General features: G+C 58.1%; 17 protein-coding genes. 16 read left to right on the top strand and 1 reads right to left on the bottom strand.

The features are described 5' to 3' along the window. Nucleotides 1–88 precede the first annotated feature (88 nt). The 5 genes from HWX91_RS24090 to HWX91_RS24070 all read left to right on the top strand — a co-directional run bounded on the left by HWX91_RS24090 (nucleotide 89) and on the right by HWX91_RS24070 (nucleotide 6,438). On the top strand, nucleotides 89–1,114 hold the full coding sequence (locus HWX91_RS24090) for a TRAP transporter substrate-binding protein (protein ID WP_028195086.1): 1,026 nt from the start codon (nucleotides 89–91) through the stop codon (nucleotides 1,112–1,114). 89 nt (nucleotides 1,115–1,203) lie between these two features. After that, the gene (locus HWX91_RS24085; RefSeq protein WP_028195085.1) at nucleotides 1,204–3,090 is read left to right on the top strand and encodes a TRAP transporter large permease; all 1,887 of its coding nucleotides are present in this window, start codon (nucleotides 1,204–1,206) and stop codon (nucleotides 3,088–3,090) included. Between the two features lie 104 nt (nucleotides 3,091–3,194). Next, complete coding sequence (locus HWX91_RS24080; RefSeq protein ID WP_028195084.1) at nucleotides 3,195–3,734, top strand: VOC family protein; 540 nt, start codon at nucleotides 3,195–3,197, stop codon at nucleotides 3,732–3,734. Further along, entirely contained in the window at nucleotides 3,731–5,029 is a 1,299-nt protein-coding gene (locus HWX91_RS24075) for a ribulose-bisphosphate carboxylase large subunit family protein (protein ID WP_028195083.1), read from the top strand. Before HWX91_RS24080 ends, HWX91_RS24075 begins: the two co-directional genes overlap by 4 nt. Beyond that, nucleotides 5,026–6,438 carry a four-carbon acid sugar kinase family protein gene (locus HWX91_RS24070; protein WP_244144129.1) on the top strand — a complete coding sequence of 471 codons (1,413 nt, stop codon included), beginning with the start codon at nucleotides 5,026–5,028 and terminating at the stop codon, nucleotides 6,436–6,438. Before HWX91_RS24075 ends, HWX91_RS24070 begins: the two co-directional genes overlap by 4 nt. 15 nt (nucleotides 6,439–6,453) lie before the next feature. Here the strand turns inward: HWX91_RS24070 and HWX91_RS24065 are convergent, their stop codons facing one another. After that, a complete protein-coding gene (locus HWX91_RS24065) occupies nucleotides 6,454–6,609 on the bottom strand; it encodes a DUF3309 family protein (protein WP_035519431.1) in 156 nt (51 codons plus the stop codon). Nucleotides 6,610–7,526: 917 nt separating this feature from the next. On the opposite strand from HWX91_RS24065, the gene HWX91_RS24060 reads away from it, so the two are divergent. The 11 genes from HWX91_RS24060 to HWX91_RS24005 all read left to right on the top strand — a co-directional run bounded on the left by HWX91_RS24060 (nucleotide 7,527) and on the right by HWX91_RS24005 (nucleotide 23,583). Continuing rightward, the gene (locus HWX91_RS24060) at nucleotides 7,527–8,942 is read left to right on the top strand and encodes an undecaprenyl-phosphate glucose phosphotransferase (protein WP_042274161.1); all 1,416 of its coding nucleotides are present in this window, start codon (nucleotides 7,527–7,529) and stop codon (nucleotides 8,940–8,942) included. A 22-nt stretch (nucleotides 8,943–8,964) separates the two neighbouring features. Beyond that, on the top strand, nucleotides 8,965–11,343 hold the full coding sequence (locus HWX91_RS24055; RefSeq protein ID WP_028195080.1) for a YjbH domain-containing protein: 2,379 nt from the start codon (nucleotides 8,965–8,967) through the stop codon (nucleotides 11,341–11,343). A gap of 19 nt (nucleotides 11,344–11,362) precedes the next feature. Then, nucleotides 11,363–12,097, top strand: coding sequence for a hypothetical protein (locus HWX91_RS24050; RefSeq protein WP_028195079.1), 735 nt, complete (start codon nucleotides 11,363–11,365; stop codon nucleotides 12,095–12,097). A 197-nt stretch (nucleotides 12,098–12,294) separates the two neighbouring features. Continuing rightward, nucleotides 12,295–13,452 (top strand): polysaccharide biosynthesis/export family protein, encoded by a 1,158-nt coding sequence (locus tag HWX91_RS24045; RefSeq protein ID WP_244144136.1) that lies wholly within the window; start codon nucleotides 12,295–12,297, stop codon nucleotides 13,450–13,452. Beyond that, nucleotides 13,449–13,886, top strand: coding sequence for a low molecular weight protein-tyrosine-phosphatase (locus HWX91_RS24040; RefSeq protein WP_028195077.1), 438 nt, complete (start codon nucleotides 13,449–13,451; stop codon nucleotides 13,884–13,886). The genes HWX91_RS24045 and HWX91_RS24040 overlap by 4 nt, the downstream gene beginning before the upstream one ends. 12 nt (nucleotides 13,887–13,898) lie before the next feature. Next, nucleotides 13,899–16,133 carry a polysaccharide biosynthesis tyrosine autokinase gene (locus HWX91_RS24035; protein WP_028195076.1) on the top strand — a complete coding sequence of 745 codons (2,235 nt, stop codon included), beginning with the start codon at nucleotides 13,899–13,901 and terminating at the stop codon, nucleotides 16,131–16,133. Then, nucleotides 16,130–17,623: a hypothetical protein gene (locus HWX91_RS24030; RefSeq protein ID WP_042274159.1), complete on the top strand. Its 1,494-nt coding sequence runs from the start codon at nucleotides 16,130–16,132 to the stop codon at nucleotides 17,621–17,623. Before HWX91_RS24035 ends, HWX91_RS24030 begins: the two co-directional genes overlap by 4 nt. After that, nucleotides 17,601–18,677, top strand: a complete 1,077-nt coding sequence (locus HWX91_RS24025) for a glycosyltransferase family 4 protein (RefSeq protein WP_028195075.1) — start codon at nucleotides 17,601–17,603, stop codon at nucleotides 18,675–18,677. Before HWX91_RS24030 ends, HWX91_RS24025 begins: the two co-directional genes overlap by 23 nt. Further along, complete coding sequence (locus HWX91_RS40875) at nucleotides 18,664–20,907, top strand: glycosyltransferase (RefSeq protein WP_081832958.1); 2,244 nt, start codon at nucleotides 18,664–18,666, stop codon at nucleotides 20,905–20,907. The genes HWX91_RS24025 and HWX91_RS40875 overlap by 14 nt, the downstream gene beginning before the upstream one ends. Then, entirely contained in the window at nucleotides 20,900–22,222 is a 1,323-nt protein-coding gene (locus HWX91_RS24010; RefSeq protein ID WP_063627861.1) for a hypothetical protein, read from the top strand. Before HWX91_RS40875 ends, HWX91_RS24010 begins: the two co-directional genes overlap by 8 nt. After that, nucleotides 22,219–23,583: a glycoside hydrolase family 71 protein gene (locus HWX91_RS24005; RefSeq protein ID WP_028195073.1), complete on the top strand. Its 1,365-nt coding sequence runs from the start codon at nucleotides 22,219–22,221 to the stop codon at nucleotides 23,581–23,583. The genes HWX91_RS24010 and HWX91_RS24005 overlap by 4 nt, the downstream gene beginning before the upstream one ends. Nucleotides 23,584–24,171: the final 588 nt, after the last annotated feature.

Raw genomic sequence — 24,171 nt, 5'->3', positions numbered from 1 at the left:
TGACCGGAAATCAGAGCGGTGTCAGCGAGTGATGATGGTTTTTGATGGATTCGACAGTCACATCAATTATAAGCAAGGAGACACCCAAATGACCAACCTCGCGAGACGCACGTTGCTGCGTGCCGCTGCCGCCATGCCGGTGGCCGGCGCGCTGGGCTTTCCGGCGATCGTGCGCGCGGCGTCCGGCCCGGAATTCGTGTTCAAGTACGGCAACAATCTGCCGCTCACGCATCCGCTGAACGTGCGCTCGCAGGAAGCGGCCAACCAGATCAAAGAGGCGTCGAAGGGACGCATGGAGATACGGATATTCCCTAACAACCAGTTGGGTGGCGATACTGACATGCTTGCGCAGGTGCGCAGCGGCGGCATTGAGATGTTCACGCCGTCCGCACTGGTGGTTTCTACACTCGCGCCATCGGTCGCGATCAATGCGGTTGGCTTTGCGTTTAGCGACTACAACCAGGTATGGAGCGCGATGGACGGCAAGCTCGGCGCCTACGTGCGTGCCGCGATGCAGAAGGCCGGGCTCGAGTCGTTTGAAAAGATGTGGGACAACGGTTTTCGTCAGACCACGACCAGCAACGGGCCGATTGTCAGCGCGCAAAACATGCGCGGTCTGAAGATTCGTGTGCCGGTGAGTCCGCTCAGCATCGACATGTTCAAGGGCCTGGGCGCCGCGCCGACGAGCCTGCAATTCAGCGAAGTCTATTCGTCGCTGCAAACGCATATCGTCGACGCACAGGAAAATCCGCTGCCGATCGTGCAGGTCGCGAAGCTCTACGAGGTGCAGAAGTATTGCTCGTTGACCAACCACATGTGGGACGGCTACTGGTTCGTGCTGAACCAGCGCGCGTGGCAACGTTTGCCGAAGGACCTGCAAGCAATCGCCAGCGATGCGTTCAATCAAGGCGCGCTGAAACAACGCGACGACGTTCGCAAGCTCAATGAAGCCGCCGTCGCGGATCTGCAAAGCAAAGGCCTCGCCATCAATCGTCCTGCGCCGGACACGTTCCGCGCGGCGCTGCGCCAGGCGGGTTTCTACGCCGAATGGAAGAGCAAGTTCGGCACGCAGGCGTGGGACCTGCTCGAACAATCGGTCGGCAAGCTGGCTTAAGCGCAAGCGGCGAACCTTGAGTTCCGACCGTGCGGCACATTGGTGAGCATGACGCGAAGCGCGGCGAGCGGCCGCGAGGAGGCATCCGTATGTCGAATCACGCATTGAATCCGGCCGAGGCAGCCGTCGCGTTGCACGCGGCGAGCCTGCCGCGCCGCTGGCTGCGAAGCTTCGATCGCGGCTTGATCGCGCTCGTCGAGGTCTGTGCGGCGGCGCTGCTGGCGGTGGAGATCGTCGTGCTGCTGGCGGGCGTGATCTGCCGCTATGCGCTGCACCAGCCGCTGGTGTGGTCGGACGAACTTGCCGGGATTCTGTTTCTGTGGCTCGCCATGCTGGGCGCCGTACTTGCGTTGCGGCGCGGTGAACATATGCGGATGACGGCTTTCGTCAGCCGTCTTTCGGCGCAGCGGCGCGCATTCGTCGATACGCTGGCGATCGCTGCGTCGATCGCCTTACTCGCGCTGCTGATCGGACCCGCTTACGACTATGCATCGGGCGAGGCAGCGATCGTCACACCCGCACTGGAGATCAGCAATGCATGGCGCGCGCTCGCGTTGCCGATAGGTGCCGCGCTTATGCTGACCGTTGGCCTGATTCGTCTTGCGCAGGTGAGTCGCTTGCGCGACGTGCTGATCGTGCTCGCGATTGCCGCGCTATTGGGCCTCGTGGCGGTATTTGCCGGTCCGTGGTTCCAGACGCTCGGAAAGGCCAACCTGGTGATCTTCTTCGTCGGCGTGGTGGCGATCGGTATTTTTTCAGGCGTGCCCATTGGCTTTTCGTTCGCGCTTGCCACGTTCGGCTATCTCGGGCTCTCGACCTTCACGCCGCTCGAGGTCGTAGTGGGTCGTATGGATGAGGGGATGTCTCATTTGGTGTTGCTGGCGGTGCCATTGTTTGTGTTTCTCGGCTTGCTGATCGAAATGACCGGGATGGCGCGCGCGATGATCGAGTTTCTCGCGAGCCTCGTGGGGCACTTGCATGGTGGTTTGTCGTTCGTGCTGATCGGTGCGATGTATCTGGTATCGGGTATTTCCGGTTCGAAAGTCGCGGACATGGCGGCGATCGCGCCGGTGCTGTTTCCGGAAATGAAAAAGCGCGGCGCTTCAGAAGGTGACCTGGTTGCGCTGCTTGCCACCACCGGCGCGCAAAGCGAAACCATTCCGCCGAGCATTGTGTTGATTACGATCGGTTCGGTGACCGGCCTGTCGATCTCCGCGCTTTTCACCGCGGGGATGCTGCCAGCCGCCGTGCTTGCGTTGATTCTGTGCGTGGTGGTGTGGTGGCGCTACCGTAAGGAGGACCTGAGCGGCGTGCAGCGTTTCAGCAAGCGGCAGATCGGGCGTCTGTTTGTTGTCTCGCTGCCGGCGCTCGCGCTGCCGTTCGTGATCAGAATGGCGGTGGTCGAAGGTGTGGCGACAGCGACCGAAGTATCGACCATCGGCATTGCGTATTCGATGGTGATCGGGCTGCTCGTCTACCGGCGGTTCGAGTGGAAGCGCCTTGGCCGCATGCTGGTGGACGCAGCGACCCTGTCCGGTGCGATCCTGTTCATTATCGGTTGCGCGACGGCCATGGCGTGGGCGCTGACGCAATCCGGCTTCTCGCAGGACCTCGCGCAACTGATGGGTTCGATGCCCGGCGGCGCATATGGTTTTCTCGCGGTGTCGATCGTCGTATTCGTGATGCTCGGCAGTGTGCTCGAAGGTATTCCCGCCATCGTGCTGTTCGGACCGCTGCTGTTCCCGATTGCGCGGATCGCGGGCGTCAATGAAGTGCACTACGCGATCGTCGTGATTCTTTCGATGGGCGTGGGTCTGTTCTCGCCGCCGTTCGGGGTCGGCTACTACTCGGCGTGTGCGATCAGCAAGGTCAATCCCGACGCGGGGATTCGTCCGATTGTCGGTTATATGGCGGCTTTGATCGTCGGCCTGATTCTGATCGCGGCGATTCCCTGGCTTTCTATCGGTTTTCTCTAAGGTCTCTTTCAAGTCTCGTTACGGGTTCGACATTCGGGCGCTGCGTTCCCCGTTGCGCCGGGGCGTCGCTCGTCTTTCAAAACTGGCAGCATCGGGAGAGTTTCATGAGTCGTTTCTTTGGCGAGATCCGTCAGGCGGGTTATGTGGTGCGCGATATCGAGGCCGCGATGGATTACTGGAGCCGCGTACTCGGCGTGGGTCCGTGGTTCTACAACGAACGCGTGCCAATCGAGAATTACACGTACCGTGGGCAAGCGTACGACGTGCATAACTCGGTGGCGCTGGCGAACTCGGGCACGCTGCAGGTCGAGTTGATCCAGACCCGCAACGATGCGCCGTCCATGTATCGCGACTTTCTTGCTGCGGGACACACCGGTTTGCAGCACAACGCTTACTGGACCACTTCATTCGATGCCGATCTTGCGCGTTTGCAGGAGCAAGGCTTCAAAGTCGCGATGAGCGGCGAGGTGGGGCATAACGGTCGTTTCGTTTACTTCGACACCGAAAATCATCCGGGCACGGTGGTCGAGTTGTCGGAGATCGCGGGGCCCAAGGGCAAACTGTTCGACATGATCTATGCGGCCTCGCGAGATTGGGACGGCCGTAATCCGGTGCGCCGCTTCCCCGATCTGAGCACGCTATGAACACGATATTGCAGGCGCAGACCGTCACCGACGAGTGCCTCGAAGCCGACTATCTGATCGAGACGCCGCTCGATCCCGCGCGCGTGGCCGACGTGATGGCCGGCGAGCAGTCGAGCGGCACTTTCGTGCGGGTCGCGAATGAATCCGACGCGCTACGCGCGCGCATCCGCGCCAGCGTGGTGCGAATCGAGGAGCTCGAACCGGCTTCGCAGCCCAGCTTGCCGAGCGCATGGCTGGCGCGTCAGGGCACGCCGGGGCCGTGGCGGCGCGCTCGCGTCACGTTGTCGTTTCCGTTGGCCAACATCGGCGTGAATCTGCCGACGCTTGCCGCGACCGTTGCCGGCAATCTGTATGACCTTGGTGAAGTCACCGGCATGCGGCTGTTGTCGCTGCGCTTGCCGGCCTCATATCGTGCGCGCTTTGAATTGCCGCGTCATGGCGTAGCCGGTACGCGGGCGCTGACGCAAGTCGCGGACAGGCCGATGATCGGCACCATCATCAAGCCGAACGTTGGTTTAGGTGCCGAAGAAACCGCGGCGCTGGTGCGCGAGTTGTGCGAAGCGGGTGTCGATTTCATCAAGGATGACGAAGTGTGCGCGAATCCCGCGCATGCTCCGCTTGCTGAGCGCGTGCGCGCGGTGATGAAAGCAGTGCGCGACTATCGCGAGCGGAGCGGCCGCCCCGTCATGGTCGCGTTCAATATCACCGACGACCTCGACGCGATGCGCCGTCACGCGGAACTCGTCGAACGGGAGGGCGGCAGTTGCGTGATGGCCAGCATCAACTGGTGCGGCTTTTCGGCGATCCAGACACTGCGCCGCGCAACGCCACTCGTGCTGCACGCGCATCGAAACGGTTTCGGGATGATGTCGCGCGATCCAGCGCTCGGTATGTCGTTTCAGGCGTATCAGACGCTCTGGCGATTGACGGGTGTCGATCATATGCACGTGCACGGTCTCGCCGGCAAATTCGCGCAAAGCGATGCCGAGGTGATCGAATCCGCGCGCGATTGTGCTGCGCCACTCGCACCTGGTTGCGACGATGCCGTGTTGCCCGCATTCTCGTCAGGACAATGGGCGGGCACCGTGCCGGCGACGTTCGATGCCGTGCATTCCACCGACGTATTGTTCATGTCGGGCGGTGGCGTTCTCGCGCATCCCGACGGTCCTGCGGCTGGCGTCACCAGTGTTCGGCAGGCATGGGAGGCGGCGCAGGCACACACGCCGCTGGAACGTTACGCCGAGCACAGGCCGGAACTGCGGCGTGCGCTGGAGTTCTTCGGCAGCCGGGCATGAGTGACACGTGGGAGGTAAATGGCATGAGCGGCGTGAGCGGCGCGGGCCCCGCTTATGGTTTCTACGGCGACGACTTTACGGGCGCGACCGACACGCTCGCTCATCTCGCCCGCGCCGGCTTGCGCACCATGCTGTTCTTCGCTCCGCCCGATGCCCAACGGCTGTCGATGCTGGGCCGGCTCGACGCAGTGGGTATCGCGGGCGCGGCGCGCACCATGCAGCCTCATGCGCAACATCAGGAGCTGGCACGGGTGGGGGCCGCGTTCGCTGCGCTAGGCGTGCGCGTGATGCACTACAAAGTGTGTTCGACCTTCGACAGTGCGCCGCAGACCGGCAGCATCGGCGTGGCAATCCGCACATTGCGCGAGTACTGTGCGAACTCGCTCGTGGCGGTGGTGGGGGGCCAACCGAGTCTGCGTCGCTATTGTGTATTCGGCGAACTGTTTGCGGCAGGCGGTGAAGACGCTCATCAACGATCGGTCTATAGAATCGACCGTCATCCGACTATGAGCCGTCATCCCGTCACACCGATGAATGAAGCGGACTTGCGAGTTCATTTGCAACGTCAGGGATTGAAGAATGTGCAATCGATCGATTGGCGGTGTTACGCGCGCGGGGACGTGGTGCTGCAAACCGAACTGGATTGCCTGCTCGAATCGAAGCCAGATGCCGTGCTATTCGACGTACTCGACGACTCGCATTTGCAAGCGATTGGCGGTTTGATCACCCGTCATGCCGCGATCCACTCGCCACTGCTTGCGGTTGGGGCGAGTAGTGTGGCGCAGGCTTATGCCAGTGCGCTCAATGATGTGGCGAATCGAGGAGAAATCAGTGCCGTGCCTGCGCCGCTGACACGCGCACGGGGGCCGGTGTTCGTGCTGGCCGGCAGTCTTTCCCCTCTGACGGAAGTGCAGATCGCCGCGGCTCAGTCTTATCTGCGTGTGGAACTGGACCCGCAGCAAATGACCGGCAATGCGGCGCCCGACTATCTGGCCGAACGCGTCGCGGCAATCGTCGGGCCGTTGCGCGATGGACGCAATGTGCTGGCTTTTACGACCCGGCGCGCGGCGCACCCCGCAGCCGACGCTGTACGCAGCGTGATGCCGCAACTCGCTAATGCGAATGCCGCTTTACTGAAAGCGGTGCTGGGCGAGGTGAGACTGCAGCGCGTCGGGATCGCAGGCGGGGACACATCGAGCATCGCCGTTCGCGCGCTCGATGCGTGGGGGTTGTCGTATCTTGCTCCCTTGTCGGCGGGCGTCACCGTTTGCCGTTTGCACGCTGAGCGGGGCGAACTCGACGGCATGGAAGTTATGCTCAAGGGCGGTCAAATGGGCGATGCCGATCTGTTCGAGCAACTGCTGAACGGCTATGCCGGCGATGAAGCAGCCGACAGTAGCCGTTCTTGAACAGTGCAATGCGGGCTATATGACGCCGGTCAGGACCAGCACAATGACGACGATCACCACGAGTCCGAGACCGCCTGTTGGCCCATAGCCCCACGCACGGCTATGAGGCCACGTCGGAAGTGCGCCGATCAGGAGAAGGATCAGCACGACCAGAAGAATAGTTCCCAACATATTAATTACCTCCGCTTAGATTGACAGGATCTATCTGTCACGACAGCCGTGCAGCCCGCAGTTGAGCGGGCTCGCGAAAGGCAGTATCGCTGCCGTCGATTCAGCAAGGCATGTGCCCAATAGCGGAGTCGGAGCGCGTATCTGTTTAAAACGAACGTCCGCGCCTGCGTGCAACGCCGCTCCGAATCATTGGAAGTGGCGACGCTCCGACCTCTCTCCTGAGTTTTTCTCCTGCCGCATCAGGCACTTCTTTGCCCTCATTTCTTCAGACGTTTGTAGCGTTGCGCGCGCTCTGTTTCTGTTCCTTGTCGACGCGGGCCGTTACGGCGGCGTTACGTAACGGCCGCGTTACCGGACACGGTTTAAAGGCCGTTTTGCGTTTTATTTGCCGACTCTACGACGAGTCGCGTAAGAGAAAAAACGTATGTGAGACAAGGGTTTGCCCCATATATCCAGGCTGATTGTAAAAAATATCTAACGATTGGCATGGTTGCTGCTTTAAAGGTTGCGCGGTGCACAACACAGACAACACAAGCAGTAAGCGGTAGCGAAGTTCGAGTCAACGACTGACCTGGTCGGGGGTTATCAGGTCAGTCTCCTCAACGCACAAACGGTTTGATCTCTGTTTCGGATTTGATCCGTGGCGGCGTTTTGCCTGAGTGCCCAGGTTAGACGGGTGCAAGCGGCTTGCTGTACATCCCCCATCGTTGTTCAGGAACGTCCGGTCGTGTCGTTTCGCGCTGGATGAATCAAATCCAGATTGTTTTTGTATTGCGCGCTTCTTCGCGTGCCGGGGCGGTTTTGTTGTCGCGAAGAGCGTGGTGGTTGAAGTACGAGAGACATGGGCTGCTGAAGCGAACACAAGTTGAGCAGCTCCACAAGAACGTTTGGCGCGAGAGACCAGCGCGGGGATAAGTATGGATACGGCGAATTTTGCGCAGCAAAGAAAAACGGTACCGGGGTTGCAAGGCCTGATCGTGCGCTTGTTCGATGTGATGCTCGTCGTCCTGGGGGCGCTGGCTGCGTCGCAAGTGCGATTTGAAGATCTGACGCAAAGCCGTATCGATACCGCGTTCGTTGCGTTTGCCGCGGCCTCTACGCTGGTTCTATTCCCCACTTTTGGTGTCTATGGATCGTGGCGTGGGCGGGCGATGTTGCGCATGGCCGGTCAGGTGTCAGTGGCGTGGTTCGTCGTTCAGGGCTTTGGCCTTGTGCTGATGTTTTCGCTGCATCGCACGGATTTCATCTCGCGTCTCTGGTTTGCCTACTGGATGGCCATGACGGGTGGTGCGTTGATTGTTTCGCGTCTGCTTGTACACGCTGTGCTGGCGCGTGTCAGGCACGCGGGGATGAATCTGCGCAGGGTTGCAGTGGTGGGATGTGGGTCGCATTGCCACCAGGTCGTGCGCAATATCGAAGGCTCGAGCGCGAGTGGTTTTCGCGCAGTGGCGGCCTTTGATGTGCGGCCGGTGACGGGAACGATAGGTTCAGGCGTGCCGGTGTACGACGACATCGTCAAGTTCGCCGCCTACGTGAGATCTCACGACGTGAGCGAGTTGTGGCTGGCATTGCCGCTCTCCGAGGAACGCACGATCTCGCGCTTTGTCGCCGAGTTTCGCGACGATCTCGTGAACGTGCGCTTTGTGCCTGATATGCGCAGCGTTGCGCTGTTCGATAGCGGCATGATCGATTTGATCGGTATGCCTGCGATTAACCTGGTTGCGTCGCCGGTGCCGGCTCGCGCGTTGGTGAAGAAAGAGGTTTTTGATCGGGCGTTTGCGGCTTGTGCGTTGATTGCGCTTGCACCAGTGCTGGTGGCGATTGCGGTTGCTGTGAAGCTTTCTTCGCGTGGACCGGTGTTCTTCACGCAGAAGCGCAAAGGGGCGGACGGCCGCATCTTCAAAATTTACAAGTTCCGCTCGATGCGTCCTCACGACGTGGAAACGGGCGTGGTGAAACAGGCCACGCGAGGAGATCCACGTATTACGCGTGTGGGAGCGTTTCTCCGGCGAACCAGCCTGGATGAGTTACCGCAGTTTTTTAATGTACTACGTGGCGATATGTCGGTAGTAGGCCCGCGGCCGCATGCGATTGAGCACGATGAGCTCTACCAGAAAGTGGTGAGCGGCTACATCCACCGGTATCGGATCAAGCCGGGGATCACAGGATGGGCGCAGATCAACGGATTCAGAGGAGAAACCGATCAGATCGAGAAGATGCAAGGACGCGTCGAACACGATCTGTACTACCTGCGCAATTGGTCGTTCGGGCTCGACATGCGGATTGTCGCGGCGACGATAGCGAAGGGCCTGGTTCATAGCAACGCGTACTGACACCTGAACACAATAAAAACATATGGCCATGAGATTACGCGGACAACAACCTCGATCGGCGCCGAGCGCGCTGACGCTTGCTGCGGCTTTAGCATTCTCTGCTTCAGCGCAAGCGTCTGATCCTGCTCTTAACGCGCTTGGGCAGGCGGGTGGCTTGGTGATTCCGTATGCGTTTGTTCTACCGGAGGGGACGGTGGAGACGCAATACAACAATTACATTGATCCGCGCTATGGGAAAAAAGCGACGGGTGCGCAGATGTATTGGGGGGCAGTGGGGTTGCTGCCTTATGTGGAGGTGTCGGGAGGATTGGCCAATTATCCGGCTGATGTTCACGCACCCTTCAGCAATGCGGACCACTTCCTGTTCCGTCACCTGATGGGTGACGTGAAGCTAGAAGTACCGAAGTTCTTCAAGTATCAGCCGAGTATTGCCTTAGGCGTAACAGACATTGGCGGCCAGACGCATTTCTTCCGTTCGAAGTACGGCGTGGTATCGCAGGCATTTGGACCGGTGACGTTGACTGCCGGCTATGGGCAGGGCGACCGGCTCGATGGTTTGTTCGGTGGCGCACAAGTTTCGCTGTGGAATACGGGGTTTTCGCTGCTCGCAGAAGACGATTCGAAGACGCCTTATGCAGGTGTGCGTTATCAGTCTCCGCGAATTAGCTGGCTAGGTGATGCAAACGTGATTGGCACGTTGATGCGGGCGATCCGATCAACGGACGGCGTTTCGCCACGCACGTCGTTCTCGGTGGGGATTCAGATTCCACTGGGCAAGCGCTTTAGCAGTGCGCGTTGTGCAGACGGCTTGTGCGAGGGGCCGCAGGTACCGGCAGCACAATCCGTTGGTACCGACGATGATGGCCCGATCCGTCTCGCCAGCTTGCAACCGGTGGATACGCGTACAGCCGACGGGAACAACAACGTGCTGGCCGCCGCGCCGATTAAGTATGTGCCGCCGCTGCAGTCGTACGCATCGGTGATGCTGAGTGATGTGGCGGAAGGCAAAACGCCGGATGCACGGTCTACGATCATTCCAGAAGCCTTGGATACTGGCGCACTCGACGAGATCGCCGCACAACTTTTTGCCGCCGGCCTCGAACGCGTGCGAGTAGGGATGAGCGGCCGCGACCTGGTGGTTGAGTACGAGAACCACCGATACAACCAGAACGAAGCTGATGCGCTCGGCATTGTGCTCGGTGTGGCGAGCGTGAACGCACCGCACGGCATCGCCAAGATTCATGTGGTCATCAAGAAGGCCAACGAGCCGTTAGGCGAAGTCACTGTGGATCGTGATGCCTTTGCGCAGTTCGTTGCTGGCGGCGCGCCGACGGCGGCAGGAGCCTCGCTGACAATGCGTACGCGCCCGACCTACGACGCGGATTCGATTGCTTGGCATGGCGACGAGCACTCACACGGTCTCACGCGAATTCAGATCGAGCCGATCGTCAGTTACCTATACGGCACCGAGTACGGAAACTTCGACATTTCTCTTGGCGCCAACATCGAAGGATTCGTGCCGCTATGGCGTGGCGCGGAGCTGTACGCGAGCTACATCGCTCCGATCTACAACACCAAGAACATGGATGAAGGTCGCGTGTTCAGTGATTACCGTTTGCGCGGCGGCCTGAATGCGGTCGCTTTGGCGCAAAGCTTCTGGGTCATGCCGCAAGTATTCAACGTCGCATCGATTGGCAAGTTCGATTACTCGTATGTCGGCGTACAGAACGAAACCACGGTCTTTGTACCTGGCCGCCCCGATTTGATCCGTTTGCGACTGGCCTATTTGCATCACGAACCTGGTCACGACGAACTGCCGAGCGAGAAGAATGCCGAGCTGACTTATCGCTGGGTGCAGCCGTCATGGAAGCTTTGGATTGAAGCTGGTGTGGCGCGTTTCGTCGGAGGAGACAAAGGGCCGGTTGCAACGTTGACGCGTTGGTTTGACGACGTATCGGTGAGCGTCCATGGCGAGCATAGCGGGCAGGGAACGTTTGTTGGAGCCGCAATTAGCTTCCCACTGACATTGCGGCAGGGCATGAAGCCGGGAATTAGTCAAGTCTATGGCTCTGAGCAATTCGGGCTCGACTTCCGAACACGGGTTGGGTCGACGAATTATCTGTCGGCCAATGCGGCCGAGAACATGACCTTCCCATATAGCACGCAGCAGTACTTGCTGAACCAAGGCCGCTTTAGCGGCGAGTACTTCTCAACTCAGCTTTACCGGATGCGCGATGCGTATCTGCGTTATGGGCGGCCCGGTGCTGACGGAACAAAGTCGAAGCCGCAAGTGAGTGTGCCTGCCGTATCGACGGGCGTGGCGCTTTCACGTGGGATCTGCGGAAGCGGTTTGCAGGGTGTAAGCGAGGGACAGGCCTTGGCGCCGGTCAATTGTGAATGACTTTCTTTGGAGATAGGCGATGAAGCTTTTTAACGGCGCCACGCTGCGCACGCTGCAGTTCGGATCGATAGTGCTTGCAACCAGTGCGCTTGTCGCATGCGGTGGTGGAACCAGTACCGGTGGTTCGCCAGCTGGAACGGTGAGTGGTACAGCCGCAGTCGGCGCTGCGCTGGCTAACGCGAGCATCACGCTGACCTGCAAGAACGGTTCAGGTAGCGCGACTGCTAACGCAAACGGTGCGTACTCGGCGACCTTCGCATTTGACGGTCCTTGTTCGATTGCGGCGACCGGCGGTGCAATCACGATTCATTCGTTTGCTGCCGGCGCGGGGACGTTCAATGTGACTCCGCTGACGGAATTGTTGCTCGATTACATCGCCGGGCAATTGGGCACGACTGTTAGTGGGTTGCTCTCGGGGATCACATCGAATCCCTCGTATCAGAGCGCGCTGTCGAATAGCACGGTGATTGCGAATGCTCAGGCGGCCGTTGCGAAGCTGATTAAAAACACGTATGGGATCACGCTTTCATCTTCGTCTTTCTTGACGGTTTCGTTTACGCCGGGCGCTCCAGGTGCGGATGCGGATCTCGATACGTTGCTGGCGGCCGGGGCGATTACGAGCAATGGACAACCAGCGGCTTCGTTGGCGGCGGCTGCGCAGGCGGCTGGGGCGGCGGCGCCAATTGGGAGTGGAAACAATGGGTCGACGGGTGGCTCGGGTGGCAGCGGTGGGACGGGGACGACGACGAAGTAAGTCGGGTGGCGGGAGCCCCTAACGCTCCCGCCAGTCCACGTCACTGTGCACGGGAGCTTGAGCGATCCAGGCGACCGGCGAGCGATAGCCGTCAAGGGTACAGGGTTTGACCAACACAGAACGTGCGACGCCCACCGCAAAAATCTGCGAGCGGCGTCAAGCACGCCAACGGCCAACAAGTTTTACGGAGCAGTGAGATGAAAGTGGATGTTGAGGCTATCGGTAGAGCCGCAAGGATAGTGCGAGGTTTGTGTGCCGTCGCTGTGTGCGTAGGTTTGGTTGCATGCACCGCCGCGCCGGGCATGAAGATGAGCACGCCGGCTGCGCTGCAGGTGACGAGTGGCGATGAACGTACGCCGCCCACCAATTTGCCGGTGCAGATCAAGGATATTAATGTGACGCTGATCGCAAGGTTACAGAGCCAACTCGCACAAGCACGCTCGGAGCAGCTTCGGGATCTCACATCCGTTCCGGCTATCTATACGTTAGGTAAGGGCGACGTACTGCAGATCACGGTGTGGGATCACCCGGAGCTAGCCGCCGCGCAAGCGCCTTCCGGTCAAACTGCAACGCGCGCGTTTGATCCGGCGCCCGGGTTCGTGATCGACGAGGAGGGCAACCTCCAGTTCCCGTATGTGGGTAGCTTGCATGTTGAGGGACTTAAGCCCGCGCAAGTGCAGCGAGAACTGACGACGCGGTTAGCCAATGCCTTTATCAAACCGCAGGTTACCGTACGCGTCGCGTCCTTCCGCGCGAAGCAGGTGTTCGTCGACGGGCAGGTGCACACGCCCGGCGCGCTGCCGCTTAACGACATCCCCATGACTCTCTACGACGCGATCAATCGCGCCGGCGGTTTCAGCGACGCTGCCGACCAAAGCCGGCTCGTGCTCGTGCGTGATGGACGGTCGTATCCGATCAGCCTTACCGACATGCTAGACACGGGCACGAATCCAGCGAAGATCGTGCTTCAAGACGGCGACCTGCTGCGCGTACTTGCTCGCGATGAAAACGGTGTTTACGTGATGGGCGAGGTGAACAAGCCGATGACGGCCTTGCCGATGCGCAATGGCCGCCTTACGCTGAGTGAAGCGATCTCACAGGCGGGTAGTCTGAACAGCAATACGGCGGATGCATCCGAGGTTTACGTCATCCGCAATTCACTCAGTCCGCATCCCGAGGTCTATCACCTCGAAGCGCGTTCGCCAGTCTCGATGTTGCTCGCCAATCAATTCCAGCTGAATCCGCGTGACATCGTTTATGTCGATGGTAACGGCCTTGTGCGGTTCTCACGGGTGCTGAGCCTGCTGCTTCCTGCCGTCAATGCAGCGCTAACCGGGGCGATTGTAACCAAATGATCAAGACGATATTGGTCGTGTGCATCGGTAACGTCTGTCGCAGTCCTATGGCGCAGCACCTGCTCGCTCGTGAGATCAGCGGAGTTACGGTGCTATCGGCCGGCTTGGACGCGCTTGTGGGTTCCGCGCCCGATCAGCTGGCAATACGCGTTACCGCCGAGTCGGGACTCGACATCGCGTCGCATCGCGCGCAGCAGCTCAATGTGAGTCTCGTTGGCGGCGCGGATCTGATTCTGGTCATGGAAGCGGCACAGAAGCACGAGCTTATGCGCCGGCATCCAAACGCTTCGGGCAAGGTGTTCCGGCTCGGGGAAATAGAGCGCTTTGACGTGCCTGATCCTTACAGGAAACCAATCGGGCATTTCTATGACGCCTTCGAGCTTATCCGGCGCGGTGTCGATGCATGGGTGCCACGTATAAAAGTAATGGCCTAACAAGAGAAAAACATGAACAACAGATTGGACTTGATAGTCGAGGATCACGCTGACGAGGACAGCGACCTCATCCGCTATCTGGACGTCGTGACCTCGAACCGCTGGCTCATCGCGAGCATCTTCGCCATCGTCGTTCTGCTTGGCATCGCCTACGCGTTTCTGGCGAGGCCGACGTACGAAGCGGACATCATGATTCAGGTCGAGGAGGACAATCCAACGAGCGCAAGCTCACTTCTCGGCAACGTGTCGTCGTTGTTTGACGTCAAGACTGAGGCAGAAGGGGAGCTCGAGATTTTGCAATCGCGTCTGGTTGTCGATCAGGCGGTTCGCAACCTGCGGCTTTATATCGATGCGGAGCCACGCTATTTCCCACTCATAGGTTGGCGTATCGCCGACAGCGCGAAGTCGCTTTCCAATCCAGGTATTCTCGGATGGGGCGGCTTCTGCTGGGGTACCGAATCGATCGACGTGCGTGAATTTGACGTTCCGAAGGATCTCGAAGACGAACGCTTCAAGCTGACGCTACTCGATAATAACCGCTTCCGCTTGACGCAGTCCGATCTCGATGCGCCGATTGAAGGTGCGATCGGTAAGCCGGTCGACGTTGACCAGAGTGTCGGCCATCTCCACATACTCGTGGCTGGGGTGTACGGGAAGCCGGGCGCGGCGTTTAACCTGAGGCGAGAATCGAAGCTCAAGACGCTGACAGATCTGCAAGAAAAGCTCAACATGCAGCAAAAGGGCAAGCAAAGCGACATCATCACCGGTGCGCTGCGCGGGCGCGATCCGAGGAAAATTTCCGCCGTTCTTAACCAAATCGGTGAGGCATACGTCGCGCAAAACGTAAAGCGAAAGGGTGCCGAGGCGGAGAAGTCTTCGCAATTCCTCGAAAGCCTACTGCCCGGGCTCAAGCATGATCTTGAAGTCTCCGAGAAGCGCTACAACGCGATGCGCAACCAGCGTGGGACGTTTGATGTGAGCCTTGAAGCGCAGACATTTCTACAGGAAAGCGTCGCTACGCAAAGCGGTCTTCTCGACCTGCAACAGCGGCGGGCTGACCTTGCGACACGATATGCGCCGGGTCATCCCTCAATTGTCGCGCTCGATCAGCAAATCGACGCGATGAAGACCAAGCTCGGAGACGTGAACAGCCGCGTGAAGCGGCTGCCGAATGTCGAGCAGGATACGGTATCGCTGATGCGCGACGTGCAGGTCAATCAGGATATCTACGTCAACACGCTAAACAACATCCAGCAGCTGAAGTTAGTTGCCGCGGGCAAGGTAGGCAATGTTCGCCAAGTGGACGACGCGCGCCTGCCGGAAGACCCGGTATGGCCGAAAATACCGCTCGTGATCGGTCTCTCTGTAATTGCCGGGCTAATATTCGGCGTCGGTGCCGCATTCGCGCGAGAATTGCTGTACGGTGGCGTGACGGATGCGCAGGACATCGAGCGCTATGCGGGCCTCAACGTGTACGGCACGATCCCGCTTTCGCAGGCGCAGAATGCTCTGAATTTGGGTATGCAATCGAACAGGCTGGCGAGACACTTGCTGGCGGAAGCGAATTCGGCCGACCCTTCGATCGAGAGCTTGCGTAGCCTGCGCACTGCGCTGAGCTTTGCAATGCTCGAGGCGCCGAATAATCGCCTGTTGCTGACTGGTCCCGCCCCCGGCGTCGGCAAGTCGTTCATTTCCGCTAACCTCGCGGCCGTGCTGTGTGGTGGGAACAAGCGTGTTCTGCTGGTTGACGCGGACATGCGGCGTGGCCATCTCCATCAATTCTTTGGTCGTACGCGCGGCCAAGGTCTGTCGAACGTGCTTGCGGGGCAGGTGTCAGTCGAGGTCGCGATTCAGCGCGACGTATCGACCGGACTCGATCTGTTGACGACCGGTAGCATCCCACCAAATGCGTCGGAGCTTCTGCTCAGCGATAGCATGAGTCGTCTGATGGAATCCCTCGGTGAATGCTACGACATTGTTGTGATCGACACACCGCCGGTGCTTGCGGTCTCCGACGCACCAATGATGGCAACTATTGCAGGTACTGTATTCCTTGTCGCGCGTTTCCAGAAGTCTACGATTGGCGAACTCACCGAGAGTGCGCGTCAACTACAGCGTGCGAACGCGCCGCTCAAGGGCGTGATCTTTAACGGCGTCGATGCGCGTGCATTCGGGTACCGGTCAAAGTATGGCGCGTACCGTTACGTTGCCTATCAGTATCAGAACCAGAAGAAGCTGGCGAAATGAGCGCGGCGCGGACTACATGGCGGCGAGCGGCGCGAAAACGCAGCCAGCTTCCATTTCTCTGGCTGCTAGCCTTTGGCTTTGCGATGGCCGGCCTTTTCGCCGCGCTTTACCTCGGCAGTACCGATACGCTGACAGCCGGGTTGGTGTTGCTTGAGGCCGTAAGTATCTTCTGTATCAAAGCCGATAACGAGTTGCTGAAACTGTGGCGGTTGTTCGCACTCGCGTATTTTTGCGTGCTACCGGCCGCACAGCTGGTTGCACATGACGAAATCTATTTGACCCTCTTACCCGAGCAGAACCCGACAACAATCGCTTGGTTCGTGCTGAACATCATCGGAATTTGGGGTATGAATTTCACCTTGATTGCGATGCGTGGCAGGCGGACGACGGTTGCACTGCCCTCGGAAACGCGCCGCTCTGCTGTTGTGAGCCGTTGGGCCTATATGTTTGCTCTGCTCGCGTTGGCCGCGCTAGCGTTTATCTACGTGAAGCTGGGGGGGTATCGGCAGATCGAGCAGTTGTACGCGGATCGCCTCGAAACATCCGTTACACAAAACGATCCGCTGGAAGGGCTCGGATTCGTGCAGGCGCTTGCTAATACTGCGCCACTTTGGGTGTTCGCATGCCTAACGCTCCGACCATGGCACAGTCGCTTGATGAGGATAGTTGCCTTTGTCCAACTGGTGGTGCTGGGATGGCTCTCGTCCGGTGTATTTGGCAACCGTCAGGGTATTGTGTTTGTGGTGCTGTTCGCGTGCCTGATCTACCACACTTTTGTCGGGCGTATCAGCCGACGCGCAGCGAAGATCGTGGCTACCTGCATTGCGGTCGGTGGTCTCGCCATGATCCCGCTAAAGTTTGGTATCGACTATTCGGAAATCGGCAACCTGTCAAAAAATTTTGCGGACCAGCGGATGCTGCAACTGTCGATGGGTCCACTCAGCTTCTTTCTGTTTCGTGACCTGTCGCGCTTCGACGTGCAGGTTCAGGCGCTTGATTCGGTGTCAAAGCCCGGATACACGCTCAGCATGGGTCGCAGTTTCGTTGGGGCAGTGGCCGCCATTGTCCCGAAGGCGATTTGGAAGGATAAACCGGACACCTTCGCTCGCGAGAAGAGCGACATCGTCCGCGAAACCGAGACTAACCAGTCCGACGAGACGACGCTGCTGTTTGGTATGCCCGGTGAATTCCTGGTCAATTTCGGCGTGCTCGGATATTTGCTTTCATTCGTCGTGGCTGCTTGGATGATCGCGCGAATTAATGGGATGGCTCTTGGCGCGAACTGGCGCTGGTTGACCGTCAAGGTCGTGTCGTATCCGCTTCCATTTCTGTTCTTTTTGTTCGATTCGAATGTCCTCGCTTACTACGGAACGCGATGGATTGTATTGTTCGCTTTGCCGATGGCGCTGCTGCTTAAGCAAAAACAACGTAAGCCGCGCCTTTTTCATCAAAACGCTGGGGTGCGTAATGAGAATAATCCACGTAGTTGAAACCTGGATCGGTGGCGTCGCTAATTATGTGACGGCGCTCATGGTCGAGCAGCGCAATCGCGGACACCAAGTTGTGCTGGTTTGCGATCCGCGCAATATGGATATCGCAAAATTGGACATCGACGGCATTCATGTGGTGCCGTACCCTTCGAGTCGCAATCCGTTCAGGCTTGTCTCTATCGCGCGCTCGATGCGCTCGCTCATCGAGCCGCTACGTGCCGATGTGATTCATTGTCACAGTACCTTTCCAGGCGTCTATGTGCGTCTAAGCCGCTATGACAAGGAAAGAGTACTGTACACGCCGCACGCGTGGTCGTTCATGAAAAAGGATATATCGCGTGTGACAGCTTGGGCTTTCGCACAGTTGGAGAAGTGGCTTGCACGGCGTAGCACCCTCATTCTTTGCATGTCGTTTGACGAAGTGCGCATGGCGCGCAAGTATGGCATTGCGCCCGACAAGATCGAGCTTGTCTACACGGGCATCCCGACGAACGTCGCCGTCGAGCGGATCACTGACGACACGGAGGCCGCCGCGCGGTCGCCGCAGCAGATTCAGGTTGGCTACTTCGGGCGGCTCGACTATCAGAAAGGCTTTGACATTATTGTCGACGCATTGCCACTACTGAAGAACAGCCTTCACGTGCACGTGTTTGGGGTGGCGGTCCGCGGAAAATCGCAACTGCCGGGCGACGCATCGCGTATTTCATATCACGGTTGGGTCAGTCCCGAGGATGCGGGACGCGCGATGCAAGAGATGGATGTGATTGTGGTTCCGTCACGCTGGGAAGGGTTTGCACTTGTACCGATCGAAGCGATGCGAGCTGGCAAGGTACTGGTTGTTTCGGGTGAAAGCTCTCTGCCCGAACAGGTCATCCATGGCTACAACGGCCTGATTCTGCGTCAGCTTACAGGTGTGTGCCTAGCTCAGCAACTCAACGCACTGTCCATCGATGAATGCCGCCGCATGGGTGCGAACTCGCGCCATGTGTTCGATCAGGCGTTCGATGCCAACAAGTTCTTCAAATCGTTGATGAGCTGCTATGAAAACGCCTGACGTCTACCTTCTTCACGCATATAGCTCACGCAACAGCGGCGACGGGTTGCTGGTCAAACTGAGTCTGCGAGCCATTCGCGAGGCCGGTTTTCGCCAACGCGTCACCGTCGTTTGCCTCGATCCAGCGTCTTTTGTCGGCTATCTTGATGACTCGCTAGTCGAATTGATTTCACTCTGGCAGTTCGTCGGCAGAACACTCGCATGTGCATGGTTGCGGCGCGCGCCGGTGTTCTTCGGCGTCGGTGGCGGTTATTTGCGCGCAGGCACATGGAAGGAAGGCTGCAAGACACTGGTGGCGCATGGGTTGCAGATCGCGTGCGCGTCCCTGTGGCGGCCACGCTCGCGAGTCTATCTGCCGCAAAGCGTCGGCCCATTCTCGTCAGTGCCGGGTCGCGTCCTAAAGTGGCTTGTACGCCGTCATGTCGACACGATGTTTCTGCGTGACGATAAGAGCATGGCCGAGTTGAATCATCGGCATGCAGTACGGATCGGAGATCTTGTTGTATTGGAGATCGGTAAGCAGTCTCCGGTGCCGCAACGCGCATCTCACGGTTTTTCCATAGGCAAGGAGCGGCGCAAGGTATATTTTGTGTTTCGCGACTTGAGCGACAAGCCGTATGGAAACGCCTACATCGCGAAGCTGCGTCGCCTGGTCGAATTAACGCCGAATGCCGATCTTGCAGTACAGAGCGCAGGGCGTGGTAATAGTGATGACGTATTCTATCGACGGGTGTTCGGCATCGAATCGGCACCCGCGCTGCGAGATGTGATTCATTCTGAGGACGCGATTGTCGTGTCGGTGCGGCTGCACGGTAGCCTTGAAAGCGTACTTGGCGGATTGCCGAGTATTCACATCGCTTATGAACGCAAGGGGCAGGCTGCCTACGAAGATCTCGGATTGTCCGAGTACGCGTTCCACGCGGAAAGCTTCGACCCCGAAGAGGTGGCGGCCTCTATCGAAAAGCTCAGATGCGACACTTCGCCCTTCTGGAACAAATTGGCATGCCTGTCAGTGAATCGTTACGCTGAACTTGTCAAGTTGTTCAGAACCGAGACGGATCTATCGATCACGCTTTTAATCGACGGAAACTTTTCGAAGGTCGGCAATCAGATTTTTAGCCCTCATATGGGACATCGCAAATTCGCGGCTCGCTTCACAGAAAGCTTCGCGCGTGTGCGAATCGCAGCCCGTTCGTTTCCGGTGCAACGCGCGCACGGCGAGTTGGTTACCGGCGATTACACTCAATTCATCGACCTCGGCGCGCCACGCGGTGTGACGGCGCTAGTCAAGCATATGCCGCGACTCGTCTGGCGTATCTGGCGTGTGATTCGCGACGCGGATCTTCTGGTGTTGCGTTTTCCTGGCAACCTTACGTTGATTGCAATGCTGCTATGCCGTATGACGGGTAAGCCGTTCTCAGCGGAAATCGTGGCTGATCCTGCGGACTACTTTAGTGATACGGCGTCGCGTCATCCGCTGCGGCACGTTGCCCGACGCGTGCACTGCTGGGCGACGCGCCATGCGGCGAAGCACGGTAGAACTGTGCGCTATGTAACGGCTGGGGCGTTGCAGGCCAGTTACCCCCCGCGCACATACGCTCGGTCGTTCGGATTCAGCGACGCATATCTGCCCGATGAGTTGTTCGAACGTGGTGACGATGCTCAAATCAGGGGTGGTGCCGATGATGGTGCATTCCGCATTGTCAATGTTGCTATGATGCACAACGAAAGTAAGGGGCACTGCATTCTGTTGCGCGCTATGGCCTCGCTGCGTGAACGTGGGCTGAACGTCGACCTGACGCTTATCGGCGATGGGGTGCTACGCATCGAGCTCGAGCGACTTGCCGCGAAACTTGGACTTGGCGACAGTGTGCATTTCGCGGGTGCGTTGGACGGGGACGATGTACTTCGCGCGGTGAGCCAGCATGCGCTCTTTGTGCTGCCTTCGTTGCAGGAGGGCATGCCGCGAGCTCTACTCGAGGCAATGGCTCTGGGTATCCCGGTTGTAGCGACGCAGGTGGGCGGCATTGCAGAAGTGCTTGAACCCGCGAGTCTCGTACCGCCCGCCGACGTTGATGCACTATGTGAGAAGATTGCGCGGGTTGCAGCGGATACGCAGTGGCGCGAGCAGCAGAAGCAGCGTCAGAGCAACGCTGTGCGCCAGTTTCGTTACTCGGATATCCAGGCGCAATACCGTCACTATTGCGAGGCGTTGAAAATATATGGCTGACATGAAGCGGGACGTCGTACATATCATGCTTGCCTCGGCATTGCCCGCTTTCGGCAATTTCGTTGCGGTCGCGCTTGCGCTGCGTTTTCTGGACGCCGCATGGTTGGGCAAATCGTATGCTTTAATGGCCTTCTTCTTCGTTGCGATCGATTTGTTTAATTTCGGCTCGCCGCGGATCTTCACTATAGAGAAGGTGCGCTCACAGGTATCGACGCTGATCTTCCTCGATTGTCTGAGTGCGATCGGTTCAACGGTGGTCTTTGCGACTGTCGGAACGTTGCTCGCACGTTATGGTCTGTTTGCACCTACGCAGTTATGGATAGTGATGGTGCTGGCACCGGCATGCTATGGTCTTTCGCATTTTTCGTTAGGTATATTGCGCTTCTATGGACGCAGTGGAACGATCTGCGCGATTTCAACTGTATCCGCGCTGAGTCGCGTTTTGATCCTCGTGCTGCTGATCAAACGGCGCTCGCTCGATGTGTACTTACCGGATCTCTTGCTGCTTGTCGAGGCATTTTATGGCGTAATGCTGCTTGTCGCATACCTGCATTCGCTAGGTCGTGGAGCGCCGCACGACTCCGATTTTTTCCATCCGGAAGCGGGAAAATTTAGCTTCCGCACATTCAACTATAAAGCGTTCTTTGTGCAGAACCACAAGGAGATTTTAGGAAGTTGGTATGGCAATGCAATCTTCTCTGGCGCGAAACATATCGACATCATGATCGTAACGTTCGTTATTGGACCAGCTGCGGGATCGCTGTATCGAGGCGTAAAAAGCGTGCATAACTTAGCGTTCAATTGCGGGCAAGGTGTGGCACTGGTGTTGAGTGGAGGTTTCAAGCGACTCATGGCCGCGCTCTTGATTCTGCCACGCGGCCGAACTGTGGCGGCGACCATGGCCTTTATTGTCGCGTTATTATCGGTTGCGAGTTGGTTCGCGTGTCGCATTCAGCTCTTTCCAATTGCTGCGCTTGGCTCGTACGCGGTGCAGTTTGAATTCATGTTTATTGCGTTTCTCGGTGCCGTACTTATCTTCGCCTGCCGCGTGTTGTCACTGTTAGTTTTCTCCACAAACCGCAAATCGTTTGTCGTGGTTTCGACGCTAGACGTTGGTGCGTCATTGCTATTCGTGTCAGCATTTTCTTATGGCTTAGGGCTGATCGGTGCGCTGACCGGTATTGTGATAGCGGGCGCACTCGTGCTGACGCTGTCATTGATTATCAGCATACGTGCAGCATCGCGCTCGCTCGGGACGATACAGCCGCCCGATACGCCGGTTATCGGTAACTGGCGTGGGAGCTTGCAGGAATGAAGCGTAGAACCTTGCTATTGGTGGGGATGGGAATACCGACAGCGTTGGCGGCTACGCGGGCGTCAGGTGTTTCGACCATGTCGGCGGATGCGGGCGCATCAGGAATTGGAAAGAGGGTATTTGCCCACTACATGGTCGCTTGGCCGCGTGGTGGCCCAAACGCCGGTATCGATGACTACGTTATGGAGTTCCGCGACGCGCATCAGCGCGGTATCGATGGATTTGCACTGAACTGCGGTGGCTGGAATCGCAGCGAGCCTCTTTACCGTACTCGCGTGCTGACGATGTATCGTGCCGCCGAACAGTTCGGTAATAATTTCAAGCTTTTCGTATCAGCGGACGGAAAAGCACAGGATGAACTCGAGGACATCGTGCACTCGATTACCGGTCTCCAAGCGCAACTGATGGTCGATGGAAAACCAGTAGTCTCGTCGTATGCATTAGGCGGCAACGATGCTGCACGATGTGAAGCGCTGATTGCACAGGCAGAATCTCTCGGTGCGTACTTTGTGCCGCACTTCATGCCATCGTCGAAAGAAGCGGAGATCGGCGATGTAGTCGCGAGCGAAGTAGCGAGTCGCTGTCGCGCGGCGCAAGGATATTTCTATTTCGGAGCGGCCGGTACATCAGGTTCTCTAGCACGCTCAATCGAACACTTGGCTCCCGCGCTCAAGTCGGCCCGAAAACTGTTCATGGCGCCTGTCACGCCGTATTACTGCGGCCTTGCGAGTGGCACAAATTACCGTGCATTTGAAACTGACGGTTTTTCCGGCATGGCAACTGAATGGATAGCGGCGATTCATGCGAATGTCGATTGGGTGCAAATCGTTACGTGGAACGATTGGGCCGAGTCAACATATGTCGCCCCGATTGGTAGTAATACGCGAGCGGAGGTCTACAATCCGCGCTTCGGCGCGTTGCTGAGTCATACTGCGTATCTCGATGCGAGCCGCTATTTCATTGATTGGTTCAAGCGCGGCGCCGCACCTCCGATTACTCATGATAAGTTTTACTATTTTTATCGCTTGCATCCGGTGGATGTTGGCGCAATGGCGACCGCTGCATCGGTCGGTTATGCAACCGCCCCGCGCTCGCGCATACCGCTGACCGCGCTAATCCACGTAACGGTTTTCCTCACCGAAGCCGCGACCCTCATCATCGCTCAGGGCGGTGTCCAAACGACGCGAGAACTGCCGCCCGGGGTTAGCGAAGTCGCCGTACGGTCAATACCCGGCGCTCCGCGCTTCACGCTGACTCGCCATGGCAAGAAAATCGCCGAAAAAACCGGTGAAGAACCGATCCGCACAAACGAGTTCAGCGGCGCTTTTAACTATTTCACTGGGGCGTCAACTTCGGTTTGAGCCTGTGGCGACACTAAATCGGCATACCCTTTGCTGTGCGAGCATCTGGCGACAACGTGTTCGAAATCGTTGCGCAAATCTTAGTAATATTGCCTTTCTAGCGAATATCCCGCAATCCACTGCTGTGGTCTTCCCCTACAGCAACCCCCTCTCCGCCTCAAACCGATCCAACTGCCCAAGCAAATCCTTGATTTGAAACGTCTGCAATCGAGTCAGGGGAAACTCGTCCTGTATGCGTTGTAGCCGCTTTCGCCAATACGCTGGCGGGAGCACAGGTTCACCACGAAAGGCGCGCAATGAAGGCGCCATCACACGCGCGACGTGCGCGATGTCCTCATCCATTGTCATGCAAAAGCCCCGAAAAGCCTCGGTGTTTGGTGTTGTTTTTTTGTGTGCGCTTTGGGTGAAAACGAGTTCATGGACGCTGCGCAAACGTCGAGGCTTATAGTAAGAAAACAGAACGTCCGGGTCAAGGTTTCCAATCGAATTTCGGGTGGACCGAACGCCGAATTCCCCTTGATTTGAGGGCTGTTTCGATCACGGCGGCTTTGCGATGCATCGCTTGGCACGTCGCCAATAAAGACGTCT

Origin of the sequence: Paraburkholderia fungorum (assembly GCF_902833645.1) — a bacterium.
GTDB lineage: Bacteria > Pseudomonadota > Gammaproteobacteria > Burkholderiales > Burkholderiaceae > Paraburkholderia > Paraburkholderia fungorum.
The sequence above is the reverse complement of the archived record's forward strand: the minus strand, read 5'-3'. Positions and strand labels throughout refer to the sequence as shown.